The following is a 26,590-nucleotide window of genomic DNA, read 5'->3' on the forward strand; positions in this document are numbered from 1 at the left end:
CCTTTACTTCTCGTTCAGCATGTAGCCGACGCCGCGGATCGTTTTGATATCGGAATGGTAGCCAAACGGCTCAAGTTTTTTACGGAGATGGTGCATAAATACCTCTACAATGGCAATCGTTGTATCCGAATCAAAGCCCCACACCCGGTCGTAAATTTGTTCTTTTGTTAAAATTGCACCCTTATTCTGTATCATATATTCTAATAAATCATATTGCTTGGTTGTTAACTTAACTGGTTCACCTTCGACTAGAATATCCCTTTCTTTTCCCAACAATTCGATGCCCCGATATTGAATCGTTTGATTGGTGGTTAGACTTCCACTTCTCCGTAACAAAGCACGAATTCTTGCTTTTAACTCCGCAGCTTGAAACGGTTTAACTAAATAGTCATCACCGCCGCTGTCTAATCCTTGTACACGGTCCTCTAAGGAATCCCTAGCAGTTAGAAAAAGAACCGGAGTCTTTAACCCTTCTTTGCGTATGGTTTGAAGAACTTCGAAACCATCGATTTCCGGTATCATCACATCTAAAACGATTGCATCATGAATATTCTGCATCGCTAAAAACAAGGCATCCTCACCATTTGACGCCTGATCTACTTCGAATTCATCTGATAACAGTTCAACAATGGACTCAAGTAAGGAAAGATTATCTTCAACAACTAATAAACGCATATTTTGCGCTCCTTTTTTAGAAAATGGACTAGCTATTATTATATCGAAAAAAAGCGACCGCAATATACGATCGCTCCTGTTTTTCATTATTCAAAAGCGAAGTGCTTGAATTGGGCTCAATTTTGATGCTTTATTGGCCGGGAATACACCAAAAACAACGCCAACTAATAGCGAAAAAAAGAAAGACAGCACGATAACAGAAGACGAATACGAAATCGTTAAGCTCATGAACGAAGCGATGATTTTTCCAAGTCCCACTCCGGCAAGAATTCCAAGGATTCCTCCCATTGAACTTAAAACCACAGCCTCGATTAAAAATTGCAGGAGGACATCGCGCCGTTTTGCACCAATCGCTTTTCGGATTCCAATTTCCTTTGTTCGCTCTGAAACAGAAACAAGCATGATATTCATGATTCCAATACCACCAACCAACAAGGAAATGCTTGCAATTCCCCCCAGCATCATTGTCATCGTATTGGAGACTGAGCTCAATGTGTCCATGACATCTTGCTGATTAGTAACACTATAAGAATCACTTTTATTAGGATACAAGCTGGCCATCTTCCGCTCCACTTCATTCATAACAAAATCCATTTGGTCTTGGCTTTTTCCTTGTAAATATACTTGGTTTATAGTCGTACTTTTCACTAAGCGTTGTCCTGTACTTAACGGAACAATAATTACATTATCGCCGCTTTGACCTAAAGAACTTCCTTTTGAGGCTAAAACTCCTACCACTTTAAAAGAAGTGCCATCTACTTGGATATATTGGCCGACTGGGTTGTCTACACCAAAAAAGGTTGAAGCTGTTTCTGATCCTAAGACAGCAATTTTCTGTCGATATTCAATATCCAAATCATTTATGAAGCGGCCTTGAGTCACCTTTGCATCCCGAACAGAGGAATAGGTGTCATTAGTGGCAGTTAAGCTAACTTGTGAATTGATCTGGTCCTTTTTCACATTAACACGTCCCGAAACGACCGGGGAAATGGCTTTTACTCCATTTAATTTGCTTAATTGATCAATTTTATCCACTGTTAACGATAAATCTGTTCCAAATGTATTGATGGTCAACAAATTGGTCCCCAGCTGATTGATACTGCTTGTGACATTTTTCGCAGAACCTTGTGCAATCGAGACCAATATGATCACGGATGAAACACCGATAATAATCCCCAGCATCGTTAAAACAGAACGGAGTTTATTACTTTTAATGCTGCGAAGCGACATTTTAATAGATTGGTAAATGCCCAAGCAGCTCACCCCCATTCTCAAAAAGCTGCCCGTCTTGTATGCTGACCATTCTTTTTGCCTGTTTGGCGATTGCCAGGTCATGGGTAATTAATATAATCGTGTGACCGACTTCATTTAATTCCTTCATCACTGTAATAATTTCTTTACTTGTTTTGCTATCCAATGCACCTGTAGGTTCATCTGCTAGTAGGATTGAGGGGGTACCGGCAAGGGCCCTGGCAATCGCCACCCTTTGCTGCTGGCCGCCTGATAGCTGTGATGGTAAATGTCCTGACCTTTCCAACAATCCTACCTTCTTAAGGCTTTCCAATGCTTTCTCCCTGCGCTCTTTTGCAGATACACCGCGATAAAGCAGAGGCAATTCAACATTTTCATTTGCAGTTAATTTCGTTAAGAGATTAAAATTTTGAAAAATAAACCCTATTTTTTCATTACGGATGACTGCCAGCTGGTTATCATTCATTTTGCCAATGTCTTTCCCATCCAGTAGATAGGTTCCAGATTCAGGTCTGTCGAGACAGCCAATCATATTCATGAGCGTTGATTTTCCTGATCCAGACGGACCAATGATGGCTAAAAATTCTCCCTGATTAATTTCAAGGGAAACATCATTGAGGGCATGAACAGTTTCTCCGCCAAGCTTATAAGTTTTCATGAGATGACTGATTTGGATAATCGGTTTTTTCATTAATTACCAGTCCTTCCGCTAAAACCTTGTCCACCGCCATTTCGGTTAAAACCGCCTCCGTTTCCAAAACCGCCCATACCGCCGCCAAAGCTGCCTTGCATCATACGGCGATTCATTCCGGTAGTAGAAGAAGAATTTTGCGCAAGCTGCGGTAATTTAACAATTTCTCCCGCAGTTAAACCTTGGGTAATTTCCACATAATCTTCATTGGCTAAACCCGTTTTAACTATTTTTTGCTGAGAACCAGCTGTATCTGTGTTTCCATTCTGTACCATTACATATTTTTGATTATTCATTGTATGGACAGCATCAATTGGAACAAAAATGGCATCCTTCTTGTTTGCTGTTAGAATGTTTGCTTCCGTACTCATACCTACTTTTAGATTACTTGGCGTCGTAATATGAATGGTTACATCAAACGTGGATACACCATTTGTCGAAGTTCCTTCATCCGCAATGGCTGTTACCTTTCCATTGTAGGTTTGATCCGGATAGGCATTGACCTTTATGCTGACCGCTTGATCTTTCTTCACTTTCGGAATATCAAGTTCGTCAATTTGCACAACGGTTTGTAAATTTTTATAGTTTGTGAGGTGGGCGACAACTTGTCCGTTGGTCACACGCTGCCCTGCCTGGACGGAAAGGGATGTGATTTCGCCGGAAGCAGGTGCTGTAATGGGATCACTTCCGTCTGTGAAAGTAATCAATGCTTCCCCTTTTTTGACCGATTCACCTGTTGATACTAACACTTCATCGATTTCATTGTTGTTAATCGGAGATTTAATATCCTCAGATGTTACCGGCTGAACTGTACCTGAACCGCTGATTTTCACTTCCATTTTACCTTTTTGAACAACAGCTGTCCGAACTTGAGTAGTTACTTCCTGCGCACTTGTTCTTGAGTTATACATCTGAAATCCTACAAAACCTACTACTAGAACACAAAGAACGATAACAATTCCTTTTTTCATGCATACTTACTCCTTTTCTAATCGTCCACATCGGGACGCTGATCATTTGGAATAAGCCTATTATTGAATTTAATTCTTAACTTTTCCTTAAAATTTAACCAATGTATGAGCTTTGATCGCTTTTTACCTATCAATCTCTAAAAAAAAATACTGCCATAGAATATGACAGTAATCTAAAGAACAATTATTACCAATTAGAATCGGTTTCTAACCGCCTCATAAACTCTTCTGCTGCATTGTATCCTTGCCGCTTCAATAGCCAGTTATTTGCCGCAGCTTCAATTAAACCTGCCACATCACGTCCAGGCTGGAGCTGTATCTCAATATGAGGAATTGGAACGCCCATATATTCTGTAAATTCAGGTTCGTGATCTAATTCATTATGAAGTGAATTTTTCTGCCATTTTGTCAGTTCAATATCAAGCGCAATCCTCGTTTCTTCCTGAAAAGCTTTTATTCCGTAAACACGGACTACATTCAACAGCCCGACACTTCGTAAGGCAAGAAATTCCTTTGTTTTTCCATCATGAGTCCCGAGAATCGTACGTGGACTGAGCTTTTTCAACACAACGAGATCATCAGCCACTAGCTTGTGACCTCTGCCAATCAATGTGTGAGCAATTTCACTTTTGCCGACACCAGATTTTCCCCGAAGTAAAATGCCCATACCAAACACATTGATACAGACCCCGTGGACGGCGATTTCCGGGGCTAATTCTTTTACCATATAAGCATCTAGTTCAGTAATAAATTCAGAGGTTGTTCCGGGTGTCTTTGTACATAATAACGGGATTCCCTCTTCTATACATGACTTCCTTAAATAAGTTAGCCCTTCATCCCCGGCGGTAACAATAAAGCAAGGAGGATGGTATTTGACGATATTCCCAATACGCATCTGACGTTCCTCAATCCTTAACTTATGCAAATAATTAACTTCTTTTCTACCCAGTATTTGAACACGTTCTGTTGGAAAAAAATCAAAGTGGCCGACGAATTCCAATCCCGGACGATGCGACCTTGATTGCCTAATTGGTTGTTGTAATTGATCTTCACCAGTTAATACTTTCAATGAAAATTTTTGAACTAAATTTTCTACCGTTAATATTTTCACATCTATTGACTCTCCATTCCTTTTACACTCTTAATTTCGATTTTACCTATACATAGGACAAATACAATGGTCCTTTTTGTATATTTTCAAAAAATTGTACACTAAACGCTTAAAAAGCACCAGTTTATCAAAGAGACCTTCCGTTTTTAAATTTTCTCTTTGTATTCTTTTGGCTTATAATGAAAAAACTGAAACCTTTCAACTGATTTTTCGTACTGTTTAATGAAATAGATTTTCGACTTACATATATCGTTTTGCAATAAAAAATATATTGATTGGAGTGAAGGTTGTGGGTGTTACACTTAGTAAGGGGCAAAAAGTAGATTTAACCAAATCTCACCCGGGTCTTGAAAATGTTGTAGTAGGATTAGGCTGGAATATTAGTAACATGGGCTCGAATTTTGACCTGGATGCTTCTGCGTTCCTGCTCGGGCAAAACGGAATGGTGCAAAATGATTTGGATTTTGTTTTTTATAACCATCCTTCCGGGGGAAACGGATCCATTCTATATAGTGGGGATAACCGTGTCGGTTCCGGGATTCGAGATGATGAACAAATTAAGATCAATTTAAAAAACGTCCCTGGTTCTATTCACCGGATTGCTTTCACGATTACGATTCACGATGCTCAAGTGAAACGGCAAAATTTTGGACAAATTTCCGATTCCTATGTAAGAATCTTTAATGAACAAACCAATGAAGAATTGCTTCGTTTTAATCTTGGCCGGGATTTTACAGTAGAAACAGCAATTGTGGCGGCGGAATTATACCGGCACAATGGCGAATGGAAGTTCAATGCAATCGCCAGCGGCTTTCAAGGCGGATTGGCAGCACTTTGTAAAAATTTCGGAGTAACCGTTGATGATGTTCCTGCACCTACACCGTCTGCTGATCAACAGCCTAATAATCAACAAAGCCCACTAAGTCAACATTCGTACCAACAAAATCAATATCAATCCTTTCAGCCTAGCCAGCCATCTGTTACATCTTATCCGCAGTCGAATCAGGCATATCAGCAGCCTGCCTATGGATACCCTGCGGCGCAAGCCTATCCTCAGGCACCAAGTACTCATTCAACCTATAGCGGGGAGGAAATTATCTGCCCGCGCTGCCATTCATCCAATGTTCGTACAGGGCAAAAAGGGTTTGGGCTCGGGAAAGCGGCGATTGGCGGGCTCATCCTTGGACCCATTGGATTACTTGGCGGCTTAATTGGAAAAAATCAATTGAAATTTACCTGTAACAGTTGTGGAAACTCCTGGTCCCCTTCGCAGACGGATTACGTAGAATGGGCCAACACTCAAAAAAGAAGAGCACAGGAGTTATTTACTCGCTATAAAAGCCAGGATGTTTTAGAGGCCGTTGTTGCTGCGTGTGCATTGGTTTCGATGGCAGATGGCCATCTTGATGCATCAGAACGGCAAAAAATGCTTGAGTTTGTTCACCAGAGTGAGGAATTGCGAGTTTTTGACTCACAAAAGGTCATTCAGAAATTTAATTTATTTGTATCGAAGATTGAACACGATCATATGATGGGCCGTGCCGAGGCATTTCGGGCATTAGGCAAGGTAAGGACTAAGCCGGAAATTGCCAGATTAATTGCCCGATATTGTATCGCCATCGGGTATGCAGATGGAAATTTTGATCAGAATGAAAAGCAAATGGTATCTGATATTTGCCGCGAGCTTGGATTAAATCCGGGAGAATTCCTTTCATAACCTATTAAAAGCCGCAATCCAGAGGATGGATTACGGCTTTTTTCAGTTCTTCCAAACACGTTTATTTTCAACTCGATTCGTAAACCCCATTGAATCTAATTTTTCTAGAAATGGAATCATGTATTTTCGAGAAAGGTCTAAAATATCTTTTGCTTGTCCGACTTCAAAATCTGATCCGGTACCATTGCGAAGTTTTTCCACAGCTCCGTTAAACACTTCGCCGGCATACGCTATTTGATCATCTAATGCAACAATCCATTTTTCGTCTTCAAGGAATCGCTTTAAATCCACTTCCAGTGATTCAGGAATTCCTGCAGCTGCAAAATAATCTTTTAGATTACGCACCCTTAAGCCATCATTTTTCAATGCTTCCAGCATATTTTCTGTGCGCCTTTGCCAGTTTTTCGGTACATGCGGTACAAAACCCAAGATGGAAACAAATTGTTCTTTTCGGTTAAAAACCCCATTATGGATTCCATTTTCCAGGACGAACTCAAGTAATGTTTTCGGGAGCCGTTTTTGCATGGTTTGAAGTAATTCTGCTTTATTCAAACCGGATTTCATCGGATACCTCTGCTGATAGTCCTGCAAGCGGTCATAGATATCCTCTTCGATTGAATGGATCAGCGTTTTCAGCGTAAACTCTTTACTATTATATAAAATAAATTCTTCATCCTTTAAATGTTCGGTTAACGTCTCTTGATCAAGTGCAGTCCGCTTGATCAATTCCGTTATTGGCAGACTTTTTGCTTCCATTAATGCTGCATATATGCGCTCTTTCGGGGTACCTGCTTTTTTCTTCCCAAGTTCTTCAATCGTCTGATTTCCAAATTTATATTTATCTCCCCGTGGGTCAATAACCCAGCCGCCGCCAATCGTCTCTGCTGGGCTTGGTCTGCGGAGAATAAAGCGGTCTCCGCGTTTCGTGAGAATTTCTTCTTCAAGCCTTAACTGACAAAGAATTTCACCTGTTTCCTCTTCCAATACATTTCGGTCAAAAAAGACAATTCTCCCCATCACTTCCGAGGTTCCAATGTGAAGCTTAATGGGCATTCGCTGTTTAACAATATGCTCCAGGTCTTCGACAACCCTTATCGCCACATCCAATGTTTTTGATACGATAAAATGTTCAGATGATACAAGGACATCGCCTCGTTCTATGTCTTCCTTTGCAACTCCGGAAAGATTGATGGCTGCCCTTTGACCGGCAAAGGCTTTTTGTGCCGGCTGGTGATGAACCTGAATCTGCCTAGCTTTGACCTCAAGCCCTGCAGGCATAATTTTTAAAGTCTGCCCCTCTTCAACAGTCCCTTCATAAACGGTCCCTCTAACGACTGTTCCTTGTCCTTTTACCGTAAAAACCTGGTCAATCGGCAGCCGAAAAGCCCCTTTGACATCACGCATTTCTTTAGCTTTTAAGGTTTTAATAATAAGCTCTTTTATTTTCTCAATTCCTTTATTAGAAAGGCTGTCAACCAAAACGAACGGTGCTTCTTCAAACACAGTCCCTGCTAGTTCAGCTAATATATCATCCTTGACCAGTTCGATGAATTCCTCCTCCACTCGGTCCATTTTGGTGATGGCAATAATCCCATTTTTTATTCCTAGAAAACGGAGGATTTCTAAATGCTCACTTGTTTGCGGCATAACGCCTTCATCAGCTGCTACAACGAGCACAACCAGGTCAATCCCGGCGACCCCAGCAATCATTTGCCGGATAAACCGTTCATGCCCTGGTACATCAATGACTGATATTTGTATTTCATCATCTTCAAATAATGGTGCAAATCCGAGTTCGATCGAGATTTGACGTTCCTTTTCTTCCTTTAATCGGTCGGTATCGACATTCGTAAGGGCCTTCGTTAAAGATGTTTTTCCATGATCAATATGCCCCGCCATCCCAATTGTAAAATACCTTTTTTCCAAGCCTGCCACCTACTTTTTTGTTCTCATCTTTACTGTAGCTTTAACGGTTAAATTGTTCAAGCGAACATTTTTAGACAGAAAAGTAGGCCCCCACTGCCCCGCAGTATTCACCCTTCTCTAAAAATTCTGCAGTGAGACCAATCCTATTCATGTAAAATTCAAGTCCCTTGCGTAGGGATTGATTTCCGATTAACGTGCTTCCGATAAAGACCACCTGCCTTACCTGATGGATGGTCACGGCCTGAAGCGTTAATAAAACAATCGTTTCCACAATCATATTTGAAATGGCAGCAATTTGATCAGCATCTGTGTGCTTTACCTTTTTCCCTTTGGCAAAATTGGCTGCAGTCAGATTTCCATCAATCGGTGGTTGAGCCGATTCGTAAATATCTCTAACTAGCAGGTCCACTTTTCCTCTGTCCCCTTCAGTTGCCAATTTCGTTAACTCCGAGAAATCCTCGACATTCGTTAACAGCGAGCCAAGCCCCGTAAAGGTTCCGCCACCCATCCCGCTTCCTAGAATCCGTTCAAACTCTTCTCCCCTCACGATATGCCACGATGTTCCAGTCCCAATATTGACTAATAGAAAGGGGTCCTCCGATTTTTTTCCTTCTTCTTGTAAAAATAATTTTGCTCCCACACAAGTTGCTTGAAATTCCGGAACGATGACTTCCTCAGTATAGAAATTTTGTTGAATGATATGGGCTTTTCCACCGGTCAAAGCAGCTTTTGCATTGGGTGCGGCTATTTTCAACCAGGATATCGCTTTTTCCATCTCGGTAATCGGAAACTTTTTATAATGCATTCTATTTTTTTCCTGATAGGCAATCTTAATCAGCGAGCCGCCTGCATCTATTCCTACCTTCATCCTAAACACTCCTTCGGTGTTGCTTTCCATTATGTATTTGACAATTCACTATTGATTTCCTTCTCACCTTTTTTATGAATCCTTAGATTAATGGTGTTTCCCAGCTCCTTAATTAGTTAAATGCCCTTTTTTCAATTTGAGTATTTTTTTAAGCAAAAACGTACACAAATTTTTCAAAATTTTATATAATGATGATATAGAAATTTTGCACTAGGGAAACTTTTATTGACGAACGAACAAACCTTGGTATAACGAAAAATAAACTTAAAGAAAGGATGGTGTCTTATGAGCCAGACAGATTCAGTTGCTATTCAGAGGGCTCGGGCTGCAGAAAGCCGAACGGTCTCAGCCGCAAGAGATGCCATTAATGGAAAGGTTAAAGGCATCCGTGCACTGCTTCCGTTTCTCGGTCCTGCATTCATTGCCTCTATCGCCTATGTTGATCCAGGAAATTTTGCCACTAATATTCAAAGCGGTGCGAGCTTTGGTTATAAAATGCTATGGGTAATCGTGTTAGCCAACTTAATGGCCATGTTACTGCAAAATATGTCAGCAAAACTGGGAATTGCTACGGGGAGAAGTCTACCGGAGGTTTGCCGTGATCATATGCCGAAATGGCTGACCTACGGCATGTGGGTTGTTTCAGAACTGGCTGCAATGGCTACCGACCTTGCTGAATTTTTAGGTGCAACACTTGCACTAAATTTACTTGCCGGTATCCCCATGCTATATGCAACGATTATTGTCGGTATTGTTACCTATCTAATTTTAATGTTAGAGAAATTCGGATTCCGTCCGTTAGAAAAATTCATTGCCGCATTTGCTGTTCTGATCGGCTTATGTTATTTAGTTGAAACCGTCATTTCAAAACCTGATCTTGGGCTAATTGCTTACCACAGTGTAACACCATGGCTTGGTAACAAGGAAAGTATTATTCTGGCTGTAGGTGTAATCGGTGCAACGGTCATGCCGCATGCAATCTATTTACACTCAAGCTTGACTCAAAATCGAATTGTTCCACGAAATGATATGGAAAAACTCAAAATTCAAAAGTTTAGTACGAAAGAAATCATGATTGCCATGACACTTGCCGGTTTTGTAAACCTTGCGATGATGTATATGGCGGCATCGGTATTTCATAATTCGGGAAATAGTCATATTGCAGATTTAACTACGGCTTACCATACGTTAACACCGCTGCTTGGTTCAGCTGCAGCAAGTGTTTTCTTAATTTCATTACTTGCTTCCGGTGTTTCAAGCTCTGTAGTGGGAACGATGGCTGGTCAGGTCATCATGCAAGGTTTTGTTGGATTTACAATTCCATTATGGATTCGCCGATTGGTGACAATGCTTCCAACCTTTATTATTGTTGCTATGGGTGTTGACCCAACCCGAACACTTGTTATCAGTCAGGTGGTTCTAAGTATTGTTCTTCCTTGTCCGATTATTGCGTTGATTTATTTTACTCAAAAGAAAGAGTTAATGGGTGTATTAACGAATAAACCAATCACTACAATTCTATCAACCATCTTTGCTATCGTGATATTAGGGTTAAACTGCTGGTTGATTGTCCAGACTTTCTTGGGATAGTCGGAAAAAGCACACGAATCATCGTGTGCTTTTTTAATTTATTGCAGAAATCCCCTCATTTTGTCCATTATTCCACCTTCACCCTAATCACATCGATTGCATTAAAACCATACCCCTTCCGGTTCCACTTCGCTTCCGGCGGCTGCACCTGGCCCTTAGAATCAGCAGCCCTTGACATAATAGTATACTCTCCTTTTTCAAGCACTTCCCACTTATACGACCAGCGAACCCAAACATACCTTTCCGGTGACCTCTCGAAATCAACCGGACTCCAATTCGTCCCTCCGTCTACACTTACTTCCACCTTCGTAACCAATCCATTTCCTGTCCAAGAAATTCCTGAGATGATATGATCCCCGGTATTCAGAATTTTCCGGTCCAAAGGCTGTTGAATCGTTGAGTTTATCTTCATTGTTGTCACTGGTAATTTGCCCTCATCTGATTCCTTTTTAGGGTAATAGACGTAATCAACCGCCTGAAAAGGACCTTTAAATTCATGGCCAACAACGGTTATCCTTTTCACCCATTTTACGGAGGCCATACCATACCATTCCGGAACGATTAACCTTAATGGAAATCCATGCTTAAACGGAATCGGCTTTCCATTATACTCATACGCGATGATTGTATCGGGATGGAGTGCTTTTTCAATTGGCAAACTTCTCCTAAAATGGGTAACCTGGTTCGAATCTGTTCGCTCGCCAAAGTCGTATCCCTCAAAAACTACTTCTCTCGCTGTTTCCATTACACCCGTAAAACCAAGCAACGTCCTTAGTAAGACACCCTTCCAAATTCCTTGGCTAAGCGCCCCTTTTTGCCACTGCTCGCCAAATACCTTTGGTTTAAAAAACCCTCTCTTATTCCCCGCGCATTCCAGAACGGTCTTTACTGTCTTAGATGGTAACGATTGGATTTCCTGTAGAGAAAAGGTTCTCGAAAAATTCACAAGTCCATCGACAATCAACCAATAAAAGGAAAAATTCGGATAAGAAAAATGATTTCTCCGATAAAAAAGTTTGTCACTTACAAAATCTTTATGGATAAAATGAATCGGTGTTTCCTGATTCTCAGGGTTTAACGTTCTGGTGATCAAATAAGGTTTCACACTTGGTTTTTGTAAATTTTGCATAAATCTCCTCTCTAAGAATAAAATTTTTTAATTCATTCATATGAAAAAATCCACAAAAAAGAAGACCTATAAATAACTATTGAGTTTACTTTAGAGTATTTACAAATTCTGATAGAGGGAGTAAGATTTTATTTTTAAGGTGTTTATGAAAAAAACAAAGACTATTAAACTCTTTAAATGCTGTATATCGGAAGGAATAGACCTTTACCGATGGAATTTGCTCTGATAGTTAAACTTCAGGAACCTAAAATGGAATAGACAGAAATATTAAATGTTTGTTGGGAGAGGTCTTACGAATGACTAAACAGTTTGCAGTTATCGGAATGGGACGCTTTGGATCGGGGCTTTCAGCTGAGTTATTCAAAGAAGGAGCAGAAGTTTTAGCGATTGATAAAAATGAGAAGCGAATCCAAGAAAATTACAATCATGTAACACATGCAGTGGTTGCAGATACAACTGAGGAAAAGACAATAAAAGAGTTAGGACTTCGCAACATGGACGTGGTCGTTGTAGCCATTGGCGACGATATTCAAGCGAGTATTTTAACGGTCATGATTTTAAAAGATTTAGGTGTCAAATACGTAATTGCAAAAGCTGTTACGGATCACCATGCAAAAGTTCTTACCCAGGTCGGAGCAGATCGGGTCGTTTTACCTGAACGGGAAACTGGCATCCGAATTGCTAAGAATCTATTGTCACCTAATGTACTTGATTTCATTGAACTATCCGATGAATATAAAATCGAAGAAATCGTTGCTTCCCCTTTCATGGTGGGAAAAAGCCTTCGTGAATTGGATATTCGGGCAAAATACCAGTTAAGTGTTATTGCCATTAAGAGCGATGGAAAGATGAACATTTCGCCACTTCCGGATGACAAAATTAATCCGGGTGATACGCTTGTTGTCCTGGGTGAAAAGAAGCTTTTAAAGAAATTTGAATCTAAAACGGAAAAGGCCCTTTTTATCATATAATGCGATGAACGAGCTTGGGCTATTTGATACCCAAGCTCGTCCTTTTCTAAATGATTCCTCTTGTCTGAACCCCATTTTCCATTATCTTTACCGTATGCTCTTCAAACAAACTGCGTGCCCATTCCTGAATGGAGTTTGATTTAACACTCTCCCATTGTTCTAAACTAGGAATCTCTTCTACTTCAAATACCCATTTCGATAATCTTTTCAAAATGATTAAAGAGGAATATGAATGAGGCAGGAACGGATCATTTTTCTTTTCATAAAAAAATTTATTTATCAGTCTAAATGAATTTGGTTCGTAAATCAGTTCAACCAACTTTGCACGGTATTCCAAATCCTTGGCCTGGAGATGAGGAAAACGGGAAAAATCACTGAGATGCTGGGCTTCGTGTTTCAAATAGCTGATTTGAAACTCAACGCAATCCTGATTCTCTTTTTTATGCTCCGGACGGTCGGCTACATAGTAAAGTCCATCCGGCTTTGCCCAGCCGCCGGCAAATTTTTCACCAAAGGTAGCATAATGAGCCCAGCTTTGTAAAATAAAGTCGGATAAAAAATAAACGGTAACTTCTTGTGTATGGTGTGGCAGTTCAACCGTAAATTTCTTTTCGGTGGTTGTTTTCCAAATATATGGACCCCTATAGGGCGGTGTCACCCCACCGACAAACTCAAACCCTTTTTCTTTAAATTGGACCGATAATCGCTCCTCTAACCAGTCCAAACCCTCATCTTGATGATGGCCGTGAATTAAATCTGATAGTGAACGCCTTAGTCGATTTTCTGAATAAATCACACTTTTATGTGTCAACACCGACCTGAAGTATTGGTAATAGACAGAAAGAACCTTTTGGATCCATACATCCTCGGATTTAAAACAATCATTCGGATTTTCACAAAAAAAACGTTGATAATACTTCCATTCCAGTTCTTGAAATTTAGCATTTTTATTTGGAACTAAACGGAGATATTCATAAGCAGCAATTACATCTCCTTGCAGACAATGGGCATACAATTTTAACTCATCCATCCTAAGGTTCCCTCTCCTGTTTTACATCATAACTTTGATTGTACCAAACTTTTTGACATTTAAGAAAAAATAAGTGTTTTTGTCAAAGGTTTTATGCGGTGAGGGTTATTGTATATCCATAAAAAACCAGATTCATGTTTAGAATACTATAACATTTCTTTATCTCAATTACCCCAACGGGTATATTAATAGTTAAAATAAAAGAGGGTGGCAACCCTTTTTTATCGACTCTTTACTAATAGATTTACCGCTTCTTTGACTAATTCTTCCATGCTTTTTTCACCCTTAGCTTCTGCTTTTTGAACGCACTCCACTAAATTGGAACTTACGATAACACCAATTGTGCGATCAATCGCAGTTCTAGCGGCAGATAACTGGGTAATGACTTCCTTACAGTCCTTATTTTCTTCCATCATTCTTAAAATTCCTCGTATCTGTCCTTCAATACGTTTTACTCTATTTTTGATTTGGTCGTTATAATCCATGTTTCTACCTCCTTTAACCTAAATATCTATTTTTAAAAGTTTTCCTTCAATATTAGTTTGTTATGTGTGAACAACTCTGACAAGCTTAATAATATACCCGTTAGGGTATAATGTCAATTAAATATTTTTTTATCTTTGTTCCTTTTACACCTGATTAAAAAAAAAGCTACCAAAGTAGCTATTTTTTAAACTTATTTTCCTTATTTAAATTGGAAATAAATCAGATGATAAATAACGTTCGCCGGTGTCTGGCGCCAATCCTAACACGTTCGCTTCTGGCGGAAGTTTCTTGGCAATTTCTAAAGCATAATAAATGGACGCTGCACCTGATGCCCCTACTAAAATTCCTTCCTCAGCAGCTAGACGACGCGCAATGTTCTGGGCGTCTTGATCTTCAATTAATAAAATTTTATCGAAAATGGATTGATTTAAAATCTTTGGTATAAAACCCGGACCAGTACCAGGGATTTTATGCGGGCCTGGACGACCTCCGGATAAAACGGGCGACCCAGCCGGCTCGACCACGTAGATTTTTAGATTTGGTATTTTATCTTTTAACACTTCACCGGTACCTGTAACGGTTCCGCCTGTTCCGGCCGTACAAATAAAGGCATCTAATAACCCTTGAAAAGCCTCGTAGATTTCAATCGCTGTTGTATCTCGATGGGCATCTGAATTAGCACTGTTTTCAAATTGCATCGGAATAAAATAATCAGGGATCTCTTCCGCAATACGATAAGCTTCTTCAATCGCTCCACGCATACCGTGTTCTGATGAAGTTAAATGCACCTCTGCACCATAAGCTTTTAGAATTTTAATTCTCTCTTCTGTTGCATTATTCGGCATCGTAATGATACAACGGTATTTCCTAGCGGCACAAACCATTGCTAAGCCGATTCCGGTATTTCCCGATGTTGGCTCAATAATGACAGTTTTTCCAGGAGTAATTTTCCCCTCTTGTTCTGCTACCTTTATCATGTTAAAAGAAGCACGGTCTTTCACACTACCTCCAGGATTAAAGGATTCCAACTTAATATAAACAGAAGCACCGTTCTTGTCTGGCAAATGATTTAACTTCACGATTGGGGTATGACCAATCAGTTCTAGAATAGAATTATGTAGTTTCATAATAGCCCCCCGTTTCATTCATTTTATTTCTATTGGAATTATAAGCTTTTGTTCAAAATAATTCAATTACCGAAGATTTTTAAAAAGAAGAGGCTATCACCCCTTCTTTTATCAAATTTATACTTTCATATTGGCAACATTTTTTATAAAATTGTTATCCAAGTCTTCACTGCTGTGGCTAAGATTAAAATCCCCATAATGATTTGCAAAACTTTCGTATTAACTTTTTTCCCAACATTCGCTCCTATTGGCGAAGCAATTAAACTGGCAACAACCATAATAACCGAAGGCAATATTTCCACTTGTCCTGTTGAGATTTTTCCTGAAACAGCCCCAATTGATGAAATAAGTGTAATCGCTAAGGAAGAAGCAATGGTCATTCTTGTTGGGATTTTTAAAACTACCAGCATAATTGGTACTAACAGGAATGCGCCACCTGCTCCTACAATACCTGCACCAATTCCTACAATGAAAGCAAATAGTGCTGCGAGCCATTTGTTAAATTTGACTTCTTCTAAAGGAAGATCATCAATTCCTTTTTTTGGTACAAACATCATAATAACAGCTATCAATGCTAAAATTCCATAAACGATATTAATTCCACTTTCGGGCATATGTGTAGAGCTGAATCCCCCAATAAAACTTCCAATTAGAATACCAATTCCCATGTAGGCAATAAGCGTTTTATTTAAAAACCTACCTTTACGGTAAGCCAAAACACCGCCAATTGTCGCAAAGAAAACCTGGATAGCCGTAATTCCTGAAACTTCATGTGCAGTAAAATGACCTACACCTAGCATAACTGGGAAATACAACAACATTGGAAAGTTAATGATGGCTCCTCCTATTCCTAACATTCCTGAAATAAAGGAGCCTAGTAAACCAATAAGGAAGATTGTGACGATAAAGCTAATAGCCATGTTATCCTCCTTTTTAGAAAAGGGAACCTTAAATTGGTCCTTCCTTCATTTCTGCTACCTTATTTTAGAAGGCGATTGTTAAGATTTTGTTCACAATTATCGAACTGCACAGCGGTTTGGTCCAATTTCCATTTCTCGTTGTTGATCTAGATCAGGGTTTATTTTCCCCATATTTGTTTCACGAATTTCTTGATATGCATTCGGCTGTGGCGGTAAGTTTTCGGTAACCATTTTTCTAAACTCATTTTCATTTTCAATATTGAGACCATGATTGTTTACGAACAGTGCACCTAATTTTTCAGACACACTGCCATCATCGTTTAACTCGTCAATAATCATAAAATGAGCAGGAAGCACGATTAGCCCTCCTGATAATTCTCTATAGCGTTTATAAAGAGTTACTCTTAAATCTCCTACCCAATCTTCAGCCTTACCTGCAAGGTCAGGTCTTCCGATTGAATCAATGAATAAAATATCACCTGAAAGTAAGTACTTTTTATCAACTACAAAAGAAGTAGATCCAATTGTATGACCTGGTGAATATAAAGCATGGATACTAATCGTAGTATTTCCAATTATTACATCATTACCGTCTTCTAATGGTTGGTAATCAAAGGTTACTTCTGTTGCGTCTTTTGGTGGCAGCCAGTAGGTTGCGCCCGTTTTTTCAGCAATTGTACGTCCCCCGGAAATATGGTCCGCATGAAGGTGTGTATCGAATACATGAGTAATGTTTGCGTTGATACTTTCGGCAAAATCTAGATAGATGTCTGTCATACGTGTTGCATCAATTAGTGCTGCCTCACCATTGGAAACAACCATATAAGATAAACAGCCCTTACCAATTCGGATAAACTGGTAAATTTTACCTACACCATTTAATTTGCCGACTTTAACAGGCTCTAAATGTTCACTCCATACTTTCATTCCACCTTTAAGGTATGACACAGTTAATCCAGCCTCAGAAAGCATTTCTGCTACCATAACGGATGAGCCTTCCTTTGCACAAACGACTAATATTTCTTTATCAGCAGGAATTTTATTAATGATTTCTTCTACACCATCAAGTAATTCAAAATATGGAATATTTAAATGTTCAAAGTTTTTTCCTTCGATTTTCCAATCTTGAAAATCACTTTCATTTCGAACATCTAGAATAAACAACGCTTCTTTATTAAATATCTTTTTCGTTACCTCTTTTGAAGTTATTACATTTACTGTCATTCGCATTTACCCCCTATGGTATTATTCTATTAAAAAAAATATTCTTATCCACCGTTATTTATTGATACCTGTTGTTTTACCGGTCCATTGACTCATGCCCGGTACAATATTGGTTACATTAGTAAATCCTTTTTCCGTTAATTTTTGGGCTGCAAGATCACTGCGGTTTCCAGTGCGACATATAACATAGATTTCATTATCTTTATTTAATTCATCGATTCTCTCTTCTAGTTCACCTAAAGGAATGGAAATAGCGTTAGGAATATGGGTAAAAGCATATTCTGCTCCTTCTCTTACATCCAGAACTACAATATCTTCATTATCTTCAAGTTTCTTTTCAAGTACATCATTATTTGTCACATTTGGATGTTTTCTTTCGGATGTTTCTTCACTTGATGTTTTTCTTAAGTAATGCTTTAAAATTTCTCCTTCTTCAATCGTTCCTAAATATTGATATCCAGTGCTTTCTGACCAAGCTTTCATATCCGCTTTTGATCCTTTATCTGTCGCTTGAACTTCTAAAACTTGACCAGCATCTAGATTATTCATTGCCTTTTTTGTTTTCACAATTGGCATTGGACAAGCCAACCCTTTTCCATCTAAAATGACGTTTGCTTTCATGTTATTCATCATTAGCCTCCTTTTATACCTATGCGGGCAGGGAAAGTCCCTCATCTTTCTTAGATAAACAGATTCACATTCCCTTCTTCTGCATCTGCTAGGTATGCAGCAACTCCTGCATATTCGATTGATTCTAATAGCTCCTCTTCCTTAAGTCCTAACAAATCCATTGTCATCGTACATGCTACTAGTTTTACATCCTGCTCTTGAGCCATTTCGATTAATTGCGGTAAAGGCAATGCGTTATGCTTTTTCATAATATCTTTGATCATTTTAGGACCGAATCCGGCAAAATTCATTTTTGAAAGGCCCATTTTATCCGCGCCTCTTGGCATCATTTTTCCAAACATTTTTTCGATAAATCCTTTTTTCACCGGAATATTTTCATCTTTACGCAAGGCGTTTAATCCCCAAAATGTATGAAAAATCGTGACTTCATGGTCATAGGCAGCTGCACCATTCGCAATAATATAAGCTGCCATTGCCTTATCGTAATCTCCACTAAATAAGACAATCGTCGTCTTTTTCTTTTCTGACATGTAGTAACCCCCTGATTGCTTAGAATTATACCCATATGGGTATTTTGAAATTTAAAAAAATTAAGCTTTTTTAATCCAAAATTTTAAAATATTATTTTCCTCTTCGTGTTTTAATAACTCATGCCCGCCTGATTTAGCCCAAGCTGTTAGGTCATTTTTTGCACCTTTATCTGTTGAATGAATTTCTAAAACTTGACCAGATTCAAGTTCATTTATTGCCTTTTTTGTTTTCACAATTGGCATTGGACAAGCTAAACCTTTTGCATCTAATACTTTTGCTATATTCATAGTTCGATTCCTCCTATTTGTTTATTACCATTACCCCTACGGGTATTATAATATTAAAAATAAAACAGAGTGTCAACCCTTTTTTATCGACTTTAACTTTCTATTTCTATCCTGAAATGAGGAAAACAAGATTGAACAAATTATATATTATACCTATATGGGTATAATATTAACTGCAATATTTATTTACTTTCTTCGATACTTCTTGTAAAGTAACAATAATATTGTATAATTCATAGTATAACCATAGGAATTATACGGATAGGAGACTGGGTATGCGTTTTTTAAAAGAACTTTTCATTGAACGTTGTCCTAAATGCCATAAAGTATTAGAAACTCACAATTCCAATTTTTTTAAAGTAATTGTGATTAAATCTTGTCCGGATCAACATTATCAAAAAGAATTTCACCCAGCTTTTGAAACATATATTGAAAGTAATAAGGTTTCTTAAAATCTTAATGAAAGGAGCTAAGACAGCTCCCTTTCATTTTTTTTAGATTTTAAGTGATTTTAATCACACACCAAAATTTTGTTCTGCATTTTTTTTTCAAAATTGCTAATAAACAAACCTGGAACTACCTCAATATCCTGAATAAGCTTAAATCCATTTTTTACATATAAGCTTTTTGCAGGTGTATTTTCCCTGCCAGTTGAAACTTTAAAAATCGTAATTTCATTTTTGTCTTCCTCCAAGTAAGATAATAAGCTTTGGGCAACTCCCTTTCGAAAATGCTCGGGATGAACAATCATTCTGCATATCTTGAGTTCATTGCCTTTGATTTCGTATGAAAGTGCTCCTGCTAACTCATCCCCTTCAAAATAACCTAAAAATACCTCATTCGATTCCAATAATTCCTCAAATGATTCTTTAAGGGGAGGAATCTCGTAGTAATTAATTATTTCTGCCTCAATCAGATAAGCGGCTCTTTGGAGCTCAAATAATTCTTTTATAAGACGATTATCCTGAAACTCAATTTTTTTAATCATATATTTAAATTCTCCTCAAAAATTTTAAAGTAAAAATTCCTTTTTAATATTTGCTGTGATTTCTTAAATGTAAAAGCAGGTCAAGCATCCACTCATAATTCCATTTATATACATACACTATTTGAAAGTAAAGAAGGAGGCGAACAAATTTGGAAAAACAAAATTCTAGAACTTTTGGAGGAAATGCAGGTTCTGCCTATCACCACGGGCATGGTGGGTATTATCCTGGTACAGGCTATCATCATGGTCACGGAGGCTATTATCCTGGGCAGGGTTATCACCACGGTCACGGAGGCTACTATCCTGGGCATGGATACCATCATGGCCATGGCGGCTATTATCCTGGATATGGTTATCATCACGGGCATACCGGATACTATCCAGGATATGGGGTCCATCATGGGCACGGCACTTACCAACCTGGCAACCGCGAAAAATGATAATGGGCAGCAAAACACAGGTAGTCTCTTAATGAACTACCTGTTTTCTTTCGTACGAAAAGATTGTTATCGGACAAATAAATTGCATAATAATAACAAATATAGGATTATATTCATTAGCAGGAGGAATTAATATGAAATTAAAAAGCTTTATTGTTGCTTTTAGTTCGCTTTTTTTCACTACAGGCTTGCTTTACTTAGTTGGCAATTTTTTTGAGATTCCTTGGTTAATGTTCCAAGCAGAATATACGAACACCGAAAATGGCTTTTCTTTTTCAACCGGATCCTTGATTCCTCTCATGGTTGGTCTAATTATCAGTTTTTTTGCTGAAAAAATATTTCTTTATAAGCACCGTCAAAAACTTGGTTGATTGAACCAAGTTTTTTTCGTGTTGTTTCTCATACTACATTCGCATTTTGTTGTGAAATAGGATTAAATAAGTAATTTCTATACCCATGAGATTTTAATTTGGTATTATCTTGGATATAGTAAAATAATTCAATTTTAAAAGGAGAAATCATGGAAGGAAATAAAGTTTCGTTTAAATCCATTAATGAATATATTTTACAATTCCCGCTTGATGTTCAGAAAACCCTGCAATCGTTAAGGGAATTAATCAAAGAATTAGCACCTGACGCAGAAGAAAAAATCAGTTATCAAATGCCTACTTTCTATATATATGGAAATCTGGTGCATTTCGCCGCATACAAAAATCATATTGGTTTCTATCCGACCTCAAGTGGAATCGCTAATTTTAAACATGAAATGTCCGAATATAAAAGTTCAAAAGGGGCAGTACAGTTTCCTTTAGATATCCCGCTTCCATATGAATTAATAAGTAAAATCATTAAATTTAGAGTGGCTGAGAATTTAAAGAAGGCAGAAGAAAAATTGAAAAAGAAAAAATAATATCATAATATTTCACCCCTCAAATATGTGGGTGGCATCATAATTGGTTACCTCCGGGCTTCCTTCATGCTTTTTGTCCTTCATCGGTCTTATGATGGACATTTCTCTTGCTTCCTTCATGCTTTTTGTCCTTCATCGGCTTTATGAAGGACATTTCTCTTGCTTCCTTCACGCTTTTTGTCCTTCATCGGCTTTATGAAGGACATTTTCCGGGCTTCCTTCACTATTTTTGGCCTTCATCGGCTTTATGAAGGACATTTTCCGGGCTTCCTTCACGCTTTTTGTCCTTCATCGGCTTTATGAAGGACATTTCTCTTGATCCCTTTATGCTTTTTGGCCTTCATCGGCTTTATGAAGGACATTTTCCGGGCTTCCTTCACAATTTTTGTCCTTCATCGGCTTTATGAAGGACATTTCTCTTGCTCCCTTCACGCTTTTTGTCCTTCATCAGCCTTATGAAGGACATTTCTCTTGCTCCCTTCATGATTTTTGTCCTTCATCGGCTTTATGAAGGACATTTCTCTTGCTCTCTTCATGATTTTTGTCCTTCATCGGCCTTATGATGGACATTTCTCTTGCTTCCTCCACGCTTTTTTGTCCTTCATCGGCTTTATGAAGGACATTTCTCTTGCTCCCTTCAAGTGCTTTTTTATAAATAGCAAAAAATGCTTGGATTCACAACAATCCAAGCATTTTAACACCACATCATTTCGGATAAAGAATCTCATCGATAATCCCGTATTCTTTTGCTTCTTCCGCACTCATGAAAAAGTCACGATCTGTATCCTTTGCTACTTTTTCAACCGGCTGTCCGGTTCGGTCCGAAATAATTTGATTAACATGCTCCCTTAATTTCAAAATCCGACGGGCGGAAATCTCGATTTCAGTTGCCTGCCCCCGGGCACCACCCAAAGGCTGATGAATCATAATCTCGCTGTTTGGAAGGGCGTATCTTTTCCCTTTCGTTCCTGCGAGCAGCAGCATCGCTCCAAAGGACGCCGCCATTCCCGTGCAAATCGTCCGAATATCAGGTTTAATGTATTGCATTGTATCGAAGATGGCAAATCCCGCTGAAGTTGAACCGCCAGGACTATTTATATAAAGGGATATTTCTTTGTCTGGAGCATCTGCAGCTAAAAATAATAATTGGGCTACCACACTGTTGGCGACTTGATCATTAATTTCATCCCCAATGATGATAATCCGATCTTTTAACAGACGTGAATAAATATCATAGGACCGTTCACCACGATTGGATTGTTCAATTACATATGGAATTGTACTCATTTTAACTCCTCCTTGAAAGCGGTAATGGGCTATGCAGCCATATAGAGAGTGCTTAAAGGAGAGTGAGTTTGTTTTGAAGGTAAAGAAATAAGTTTTGGAGAATCCACAACACTTTTTATTTGAGGAACCGTTTCAATCAGGACGGTTGGGTCTTGAAGCTTCAAAGCTTCATAAAAAAGCTCTGACAGCTGCTCGCGCTCCTCTTCATCCCAATATTTATCTACGGTTCCCTCTTTTTTCGTTTTTTCCAAGCGCTGTTTTGCCCGATGAAGATTCGCTTTCACAGCCATTTCAGTAGTATTTAATAGTTCGGCAATTTCTTTTAACTGATATTGAAAGCCTTCTTTCAGCAAAAAAATCACAGCCTGTTTGGGGGTAAACTGCTCAAGCATGAGGTCGACAGTAGTCATAATATCGGCCAACTGATTTTTCTCCTCAACGTTGTTCAGGTCGATAGCTGCTTCAATTGTTTCATTTTTTCTTTTACGAATCTGGTCAATCCAATGATTGTAAGCCATTTTATTTAGCAAAGCAAAAGACATTTTTTCGTTAAGAGTATAATACTTTAATGCCTTTAATATTGTTTCTTGGGCAATATCGTCACCATCCCATTGATTTTGGGCAAGAAAATGACAATACCGCTGAAGTTTTGGATAATATTCAAGCCATAAAGACTCTTCCTCGTTTTCCGCTGGGCACAAATCAAGCCGATTTAACATTGTGTTCACTCCTTTAACACTCTCTACCCTATAAACGTTTCAAGGGGACTAAAAAGATACGGGGGTAAGTAATTTATTTTATGTTTTAATCCTCCAGATTTGATTTAAAATAGCTGCGAATTTCATCCACATTTTGAAAATCTCTTTTAGGAAGAATATAAGCACTTACCGAGCTATTATACAGAAAGAAGTATTGGTCATTTTCTTGCAATTTTTCAATACCAGACAAATTAAGTTTTGTTTCAGACTTTGATGTTTTATCCACTATCCCTTCATCAGTCATCTCCATTTGATGTTCACCTAAAAGATCAACATTTTTACCTTCCCGAAACATCTTCTTCACACCACGGATGACCCTTCTAAAAAAATACCTGGGATAAAAAATAATCCATAAAACACTTAGAAGTAAAAAAGGAATTAAGGTTCAAAACCAGGCTGACTGATATAAATCTGTTCTTCCGGAAAAACGCTACTAAACCGGTCATATACGATTTGGTATGCTAGCGGCCCATACCATTCTGCCAAATCCAAATCCAAATTCTCATACAACTGCTTAATCCCCAGCCTTTTCGTCCGTTTACCGCCGCTCCCGTCACCCATAAAAAAATCATGGAAACAAACCCGGTTGACCAATGATTTTAATTTTTCCGGAAATCCTTTGCTGCTTGGTAAAACCGGTGCAATGGTTGCCTGGGTTGGAATTCCTGCCTCCCTTAACTGTTCCAAAGTTTTTATTCTCGCACTAATTGGCGGTGCCTGAGGGGTAAAATTTTTCCGAATCTCCTCTAAGTTCGTTTCAATCGTCATACTTACTCGTACTCTATCCTCTAATTGAAGTAGTAGATCAATATCTCGGCTCACAAGCGGACTCCTAGTCTGCACCAGTAAAAAATCAGGCGGTTCCTCGACCATTACCTCCATCAAGGATCTTGTTACTTTTTCTTTATACTCGATTGGCTGATAAGGGTCAGTAGCGGAAGACATAAAAATCGTAACCTTCCCTTTGGCCTTTTCTCTCCGAAGTTCTTTTCGTAATAGATTGGCAGCATCCTGCTTGATATCTACCCATGTCCCCCACTCTTCTTTTCTAAAAAGTGAAACCGGCATTTGCCTCACATAACAATAGGAACAGGCAAATGAGCAGCCTGTATAAGGATTCAATGAATGCGTATAACCACAAAGATACCCGGTTCCCTTGTTTAATAACGTCTTTGGATTTTTATAAGAAAGCTCATTTTGCGTCATGAAAAATAATCCCTAGTGTGAATCTTGTTCCTGATGTCACTGTGCTAACACCGTGTCTTAGTGTGGTTCGATAATACCCTTTTGTTCCCAAGACAGGACGATTGTTTGTTGGAAAAATTAATCCCGATCCCTGCTCTAATGTAATGACTTGGCCTCGGCTTTGTGCTCTTGGCCGCTGCTCCACTAAAAGAAACTCTCCGCCGGTATAATCTTTTTCTTTTTGATTCAAGGCAAATACCACTTGAAAAGGAAAAAACACATTACCATATAAATCCTGATGAAGACAGTTATAACCGCCTGCTTCATATTTTAACATCAATGGTGTAGAGCGAAGCTGTTCCTGTTGGTGACACTGTTCAAGAAACTCATCTAAAGTAGCAGGATAATTGGCTTCACGACCCAAATATTCATTCCAGCGGTTTGCTGTTTTGGCGAGCTCCGGATAAAAACCTTCCCGGAGCTGTTGGAGCTGATTCGGAAGCGGTGCTTGGTAATATTTATACTCGCCAACACCAAAACGATATCGTGCCATATTAATTGTGCTTCGGAAAAAGCCTTCATCATCATACGTATTCATTATTTTGTTACATTCGTCTTTTTCCAAAATAATAGAAAGCGGTGCGTACCCATGCTCATCCAAATTATTTTGAATCTCGTTCCAATCTAATTCCAAAATACGGTCTTTGATACTTTTAGTCATTCTGTTCCCTGCTTTCCCGTTCAATCGTAAGCAGATGTTTTTTCATTCCCAATCCCCCACGGTAACCGGTTAGTGAGCCATTTTTTCCAATCACCCGATGACATGGAACGGTAATTAGCACCGGATTAGCGCCAATTGCGGTACCCACTGCTCGGACTGCAGCCGGTTTTTGAATATGATTCGCAATCTCTGAGTACGTCCTCGTTTCTCCAAATGGAATCTCACAGAGCGCATTCCAAACAGCGATTTGAAATGGTGTGCCGGGATAATCCATTGGTACGGTAAATTCTTTGCGGTGTCCATACAAATATTCTGTTATTTCCATTATATATGGCTGCAATTTTTCATCATCTCGTATTAACTTGCTTCCGGGAAATCGTTTTTCTGCCCAAGTTGAAAGCTCTTCAATTGGTTGATTTTGTGAACCTACAAAGCAAAGCCCCTTTTCAGTTGCTGCAATATAGAGGGTCCTATCCTCATGTTTCATTAATGTATAGTAAATGGTCGCCTTCATTTTTGAAGTCACACCTCCGTCTTCCTATTTAATTGCCTATACTGTGCAGGCGTAAACCCGCTTTTCTTTTTAAACAATGTTATAAAATAAGGTGTATTGGACATACCGACAGATAAAGCAATGTCAACGATTGTTATATTCGTTTTGATGAGGAGTTCTTTCGCCTTATTTATCCTGGTTAACTGAATATATTCAACCGGAGTTACCCCTGTAATTCTCTTAAATGTTCGATGTAAATGATAGGGGCTGCCATGACAAGCCTCAGCCAATGTTTCTAATGTCAGTTTTTCAATGTAATTTTGTTCAATATATTGTATAATCTGGGCAATCCATTCCTGATCAGGCAGCCGTTCACCCGTTGGTTTACATCGTTTACATGGACGAAAATGTGCGGAAATGGCTTCTTCAGCATTTTGAAAAATAAGGACATTTTCCTTTTTCGGCGGCCTTGATTTACAGGATGGCTTGCAAAAGATGCCTGTGCTCTTCACAGCATAAAAAAATTGATGATTATAATTAGCATCATTGTGTAGAATTGCCTGCCATTTTTCTTCAGTTAACGGTTCAGAACCAACCCTATTCTCCATTTCCATCACCTCTGAAAATAGTATACCTTCGATGAAAGGCATAATTACAGATTTTTAAATGTAAT

At 38.8% G+C, this 26,590-nt stretch carries 31 protein-coding genes; 7 read left to right on the forward strand and 24 right to left on the reverse strand.

Going from position 1 to position 26,590, the window contains the following annotated elements; translation table 11 throughout:
• Positions 1–3: 3 nt before the first annotated feature.
• The 5 genes from J2Y67_RS15510 to hprK form a co-directional block, all read right to left on the reverse strand.
• Positions 4–675 carry a response regulator transcription factor gene (locus J2Y67_RS15510; protein ID WP_310175564.1) on the reverse strand — a complete coding sequence of 224 codons (672 nt, stop codon included), beginning with the start codon at positions 673–675 and terminating at the stop codon, positions 4–6.
• 90 nt (positions 676–765) lie between these two features.
• Complete coding sequence (locus J2Y67_RS15515) at positions 766–1,938, reverse strand: ABC transporter permease (RefSeq protein ID WP_310175645.1); 1,173 nt, start codon at positions 1,936–1,938, stop codon at positions 766–768.
• Positions 1,907–2,617 carry an ABC transporter ATP-binding protein gene (locus tag J2Y67_RS15520; RefSeq protein WP_310175568.1) on the reverse strand — a complete coding sequence of 237 codons (711 nt, stop codon included), beginning with the start codon at positions 2,615–2,617 and terminating at the stop codon, positions 1,907–1,909. The genes J2Y67_RS15515 and J2Y67_RS15520 overlap by 32 nt, the downstream gene beginning before the upstream one ends.
• Positions 2,617–3,588, reverse strand: coding sequence for an efflux RND transporter periplasmic adaptor subunit (locus J2Y67_RS15525; protein WP_310175569.1), 972 nt, complete (start codon positions 3,586–3,588; stop codon positions 2,617–2,619). The genes J2Y67_RS15520 and J2Y67_RS15525 overlap by 1 nt, the downstream gene beginning before the upstream one ends.
• A 187-nt stretch (positions 3,589–3,775) precedes the next feature.
• Positions 3,776–4,699 carry an HPr(Ser) kinase/phosphatase gene (gene hprK / locus J2Y67_RS15530; protein WP_310175571.1) on the reverse strand — a complete coding sequence of 308 codons (924 nt, stop codon included), beginning with the start codon at positions 4,697–4,699 and terminating at the stop codon, positions 3,776–3,778.
• 289 nt (positions 4,700–4,988) lie between these two features.
• Here hprK and J2Y67_RS15535 point away from each other — a divergent pair, with 289 nt between their 5' ends.
• On the forward strand, positions 4,989–6,416 hold the full coding sequence (locus tag J2Y67_RS15535) for a TerD family protein (RefSeq protein ID WP_310175573.1): 1,428 nt from the start codon (positions 4,989–4,991) through the stop codon (positions 6,414–6,416).
• 42 nt (positions 6,417–6,458) lie between these two features.
• On the opposite strand, the gene selB is transcribed toward J2Y67_RS15535, so the two are convergent.
• Positions 6,459–8,342: a selenocysteine-specific translation elongation factor gene (gene selB, locus J2Y67_RS15540; protein ID WP_310175575.1), complete on the reverse strand. Its 1,884-nt coding sequence runs from the start codon at positions 8,340–8,342 to the stop codon at positions 6,459–6,461.
• A 70-nt stretch (positions 8,343–8,412) separates the two neighbouring features.
• Complete coding sequence (coaW, locus tag J2Y67_RS15545; RefSeq protein ID WP_310175577.1) at positions 8,413–9,210, reverse strand: type II pantothenate kinase; 798 nt, start codon at positions 9,208–9,210, stop codon at positions 8,413–8,415.
• Positions 9,211–9,495: 285 nt separating this feature from the next.
• Between coaW and J2Y67_RS15550 the strand changes: the two genes are divergently transcribed.
• Positions 9,496–10,800 carry an Nramp family divalent metal transporter gene (locus J2Y67_RS15550; protein ID WP_310175579.1) on the forward strand — a complete coding sequence of 435 codons (1,305 nt, stop codon included), beginning with the start codon at positions 9,496–9,498 and terminating at the stop codon, positions 10,798–10,800.
• A gap of 67 nt (positions 10,801–10,867) precedes the next feature.
• Here the strand turns inward: J2Y67_RS15550 and J2Y67_RS15555 are convergent, their stop codons facing one another.
• Entirely contained in the window at positions 10,868–11,929 is a 1,062-nt protein-coding gene (locus J2Y67_RS15555) for a sulfite oxidase (RefSeq protein ID WP_310175581.1), read from the reverse strand.
• Positions 11,930–12,225: 296 nt separating this feature from the next.
• On the opposite strand from J2Y67_RS15555, the gene J2Y67_RS15560 reads away from it, so the two are divergent.
• The gene (locus tag J2Y67_RS15560) at positions 12,226–12,900 is read left to right on the forward strand and encodes a potassium channel family protein (protein WP_310175583.1); all 675 of its coding nucleotides are present in this window, start codon (positions 12,226–12,228) and stop codon (positions 12,898–12,900) included.
• Between the two features lie 46 nt (positions 12,901–12,946).
• Here the strand turns inward: J2Y67_RS15560 and J2Y67_RS15565 are convergent, their stop codons facing one another.
• The 8 genes from J2Y67_RS15565 to J2Y67_RS15600 form a co-directional block, all read right to left on the reverse strand.
• Positions 12,947–13,930, reverse strand: a complete 984-nt coding sequence (locus J2Y67_RS15565) for a hypothetical protein (RefSeq protein ID WP_310175585.1) — start codon at positions 13,928–13,930, stop codon at positions 12,947–12,949.
• 221 nt (positions 13,931–14,151) lie between these two features.
• Positions 14,152–14,415 (reverse strand): metal-sensitive transcriptional regulator, encoded by a 264-nt coding sequence (locus J2Y67_RS15570; protein ID WP_310175587.1) that lies wholly within the window; start codon positions 14,413–14,415, stop codon positions 14,152–14,154.
• 204 nt (positions 14,416–14,619) lie between these two features.
• A complete protein-coding gene (gene cysK / locus J2Y67_RS15575) occupies positions 14,620–15,543 on the reverse strand; it encodes a cysteine synthase A (protein ID WP_310175589.1) in 924 nt (307 codons plus the stop codon).
• Between the two features lie 143 nt (positions 15,544–15,686).
• The gene (locus J2Y67_RS15580) at positions 15,687–16,463 is read right to left on the reverse strand and encodes a sulfite exporter TauE/SafE family protein (protein ID WP_310175591.1); all 777 of its coding nucleotides are present in this window, start codon (positions 16,461–16,463) and stop codon (positions 15,687–15,689) included.
• 96 nt (positions 16,464–16,559) lie between these two features.
• On the reverse strand, positions 16,560–17,687 hold the full coding sequence (locus tag J2Y67_RS15585; RefSeq protein ID WP_310175593.1) for an MBL fold metallo-hydrolase: 1,128 nt from the start codon (positions 17,685–17,687) through the stop codon (positions 16,560–16,562).
• A 54-nt stretch (positions 17,688–17,741) separates the two neighbouring features.
• Positions 17,742–18,317: a sulfurtransferase TusA family protein gene (locus J2Y67_RS15590; protein ID WP_310175595.1), complete on the reverse strand. Its 576-nt coding sequence runs from the start codon at positions 18,315–18,317 to the stop codon at positions 17,742–17,744.
• A 50-nt stretch (positions 18,318–18,367) separates the two neighbouring features.
• Complete coding sequence (locus J2Y67_RS15595) at positions 18,368–18,847, reverse strand: DsrE/DsrF/DrsH-like family protein (RefSeq protein WP_310175597.1); 480 nt, start codon at positions 18,845–18,847, stop codon at positions 18,368–18,370.
• Between the two features lie 60 nt (positions 18,848–18,907).
• Entirely contained in the window at positions 18,908–19,135 is a 228-nt protein-coding gene (locus J2Y67_RS15600; RefSeq protein WP_310175599.1) for a sulfurtransferase TusA family protein, read from the reverse strand.
• A gap of 275 nt (positions 19,136–19,410) precedes the next feature.
• On the opposite strand from J2Y67_RS15600, the gene J2Y67_RS15605 reads away from it, so the two are divergent.
• Positions 19,411–19,587 carry a hypothetical protein gene (locus tag J2Y67_RS15605; RefSeq protein ID WP_310175601.1) on the forward strand — a complete coding sequence of 59 codons (177 nt, stop codon included), beginning with the start codon at positions 19,411–19,413 and terminating at the stop codon, positions 19,585–19,587.
• Positions 19,588–19,646: 59 nt separating this feature from the next.
• Here J2Y67_RS15605 and J2Y67_RS15610 read toward each other — a convergent pair whose 3' ends face one another.
• Positions 19,647–20,123, reverse strand: a complete 477-nt coding sequence (locus J2Y67_RS15610; RefSeq protein ID WP_310175604.1) for a GNAT family N-acetyltransferase — start codon at positions 20,121–20,123, stop codon at positions 19,647–19,649.
• A gap of 149 nt (positions 20,124–20,272) precedes the next feature.
• Here J2Y67_RS15610 and J2Y67_RS15615 point away from each other — a divergent pair, with 149 nt between their 5' ends.
• The 3 genes from J2Y67_RS15615 to J2Y67_RS15625 all read left to right on the forward strand — a co-directional run bounded on the left by J2Y67_RS15615 (position 20,273) and on the right by J2Y67_RS15625 (position 21,473).
• Positions 20,273–20,563, forward strand: a complete 291-nt coding sequence (locus tag J2Y67_RS15615; protein ID WP_310175606.1) for a hypothetical protein — start codon at positions 20,273–20,275, stop codon at positions 20,561–20,563.
• 134 nt (positions 20,564–20,697) lie between these two features.
• The gene (locus J2Y67_RS15620; RefSeq protein WP_310175608.1) at positions 20,698–20,934 is read left to right on the forward strand and encodes a hypothetical protein; all 237 of its coding nucleotides are present in this window, start codon (positions 20,698–20,700) and stop codon (positions 20,932–20,934) included.
• A 149-nt stretch (positions 20,935–21,083) separates the two neighbouring features.
• Positions 21,084–21,473 (forward strand): iron chaperone, encoded by a 390-nt coding sequence (locus tag J2Y67_RS15625; protein WP_310175610.1) that lies wholly within the window; start codon positions 21,084–21,086, stop codon positions 21,471–21,473.
• A gap of 705 nt (positions 21,474–22,178) precedes the next feature.
• Here the strand turns inward: J2Y67_RS15625 and clpP are convergent.
• The 7 genes from clpP to J2Y67_RS15660 all read right to left on the reverse strand — a co-directional run bounded on the left by clpP (position 22,179) and on the right by J2Y67_RS15660 (position 26,531).
• A complete protein-coding gene (gene clpP, locus J2Y67_RS15630) occupies positions 22,179–22,760 on the reverse strand; it encodes an ATP-dependent Clp endopeptidase proteolytic subunit ClpP (RefSeq protein WP_310175612.1) in 582 nt (193 codons plus the stop codon).
• Positions 22,761–22,789: 29 nt separating this feature from the next.
• Complete coding sequence (locus J2Y67_RS15635) at positions 22,790–23,479, reverse strand: sigma-70 family RNA polymerase sigma factor (RefSeq protein WP_310175614.1); 690 nt, start codon at positions 23,477–23,479, stop codon at positions 22,790–22,792.
• 85 nt (positions 23,480–23,564) lie between these two features.
• Positions 23,565–23,768: a YcxB family protein gene (locus J2Y67_RS15640; RefSeq protein WP_310175616.1), complete on the reverse strand. Its 204-nt coding sequence runs from the start codon at positions 23,766–23,768 to the stop codon at positions 23,565–23,567.
• 128 nt (positions 23,769–23,896) lie between these two features.
• Positions 23,897–24,724, reverse strand: coding sequence for an SPL family radical SAM protein (locus tag J2Y67_RS15645; protein ID WP_310175618.1), 828 nt, complete (start codon positions 24,722–24,724; stop codon positions 23,897–23,899).
• On the reverse strand, positions 24,711–25,424 hold the full coding sequence (locus tag J2Y67_RS15650) for a 2OG-Fe(II) oxygenase (RefSeq protein WP_310175620.1): 714 nt from the start codon (positions 25,422–25,424) through the stop codon (positions 24,711–24,713). Before J2Y67_RS15650 ends, J2Y67_RS15645 begins: the two co-directional genes overlap by 14 nt.
• Entirely contained in the window at positions 25,417–25,938 is a 522-nt protein-coding gene (locus J2Y67_RS15655; protein ID WP_396954087.1) for a methylated-DNA--[protein]-cysteine S-methyltransferase, read from the reverse strand. The genes J2Y67_RS15650 and J2Y67_RS15655 overlap by 8 nt, the downstream gene beginning before the upstream one ends.
• 8 nt (positions 25,939–25,946) lie before the next feature.
• Positions 25,947–26,531, reverse strand: coding sequence for a bifunctional transcriptional activator/DNA repair enzyme AdaA (locus J2Y67_RS15660; RefSeq protein ID WP_310175647.1), 585 nt, complete (start codon positions 26,529–26,531; stop codon positions 25,947–25,949).
• Positions 26,532–26,590: the final 59 nt, after the last annotated feature.

This window comes from Neobacillus niacini (genome assembly GCF_031456445.1).
Taxonomy (GTDB): Bacteria; Bacillota; Bacilli; order Bacillales; family Cytobacillaceae; genus Neobacillus; species Neobacillus niacini_I.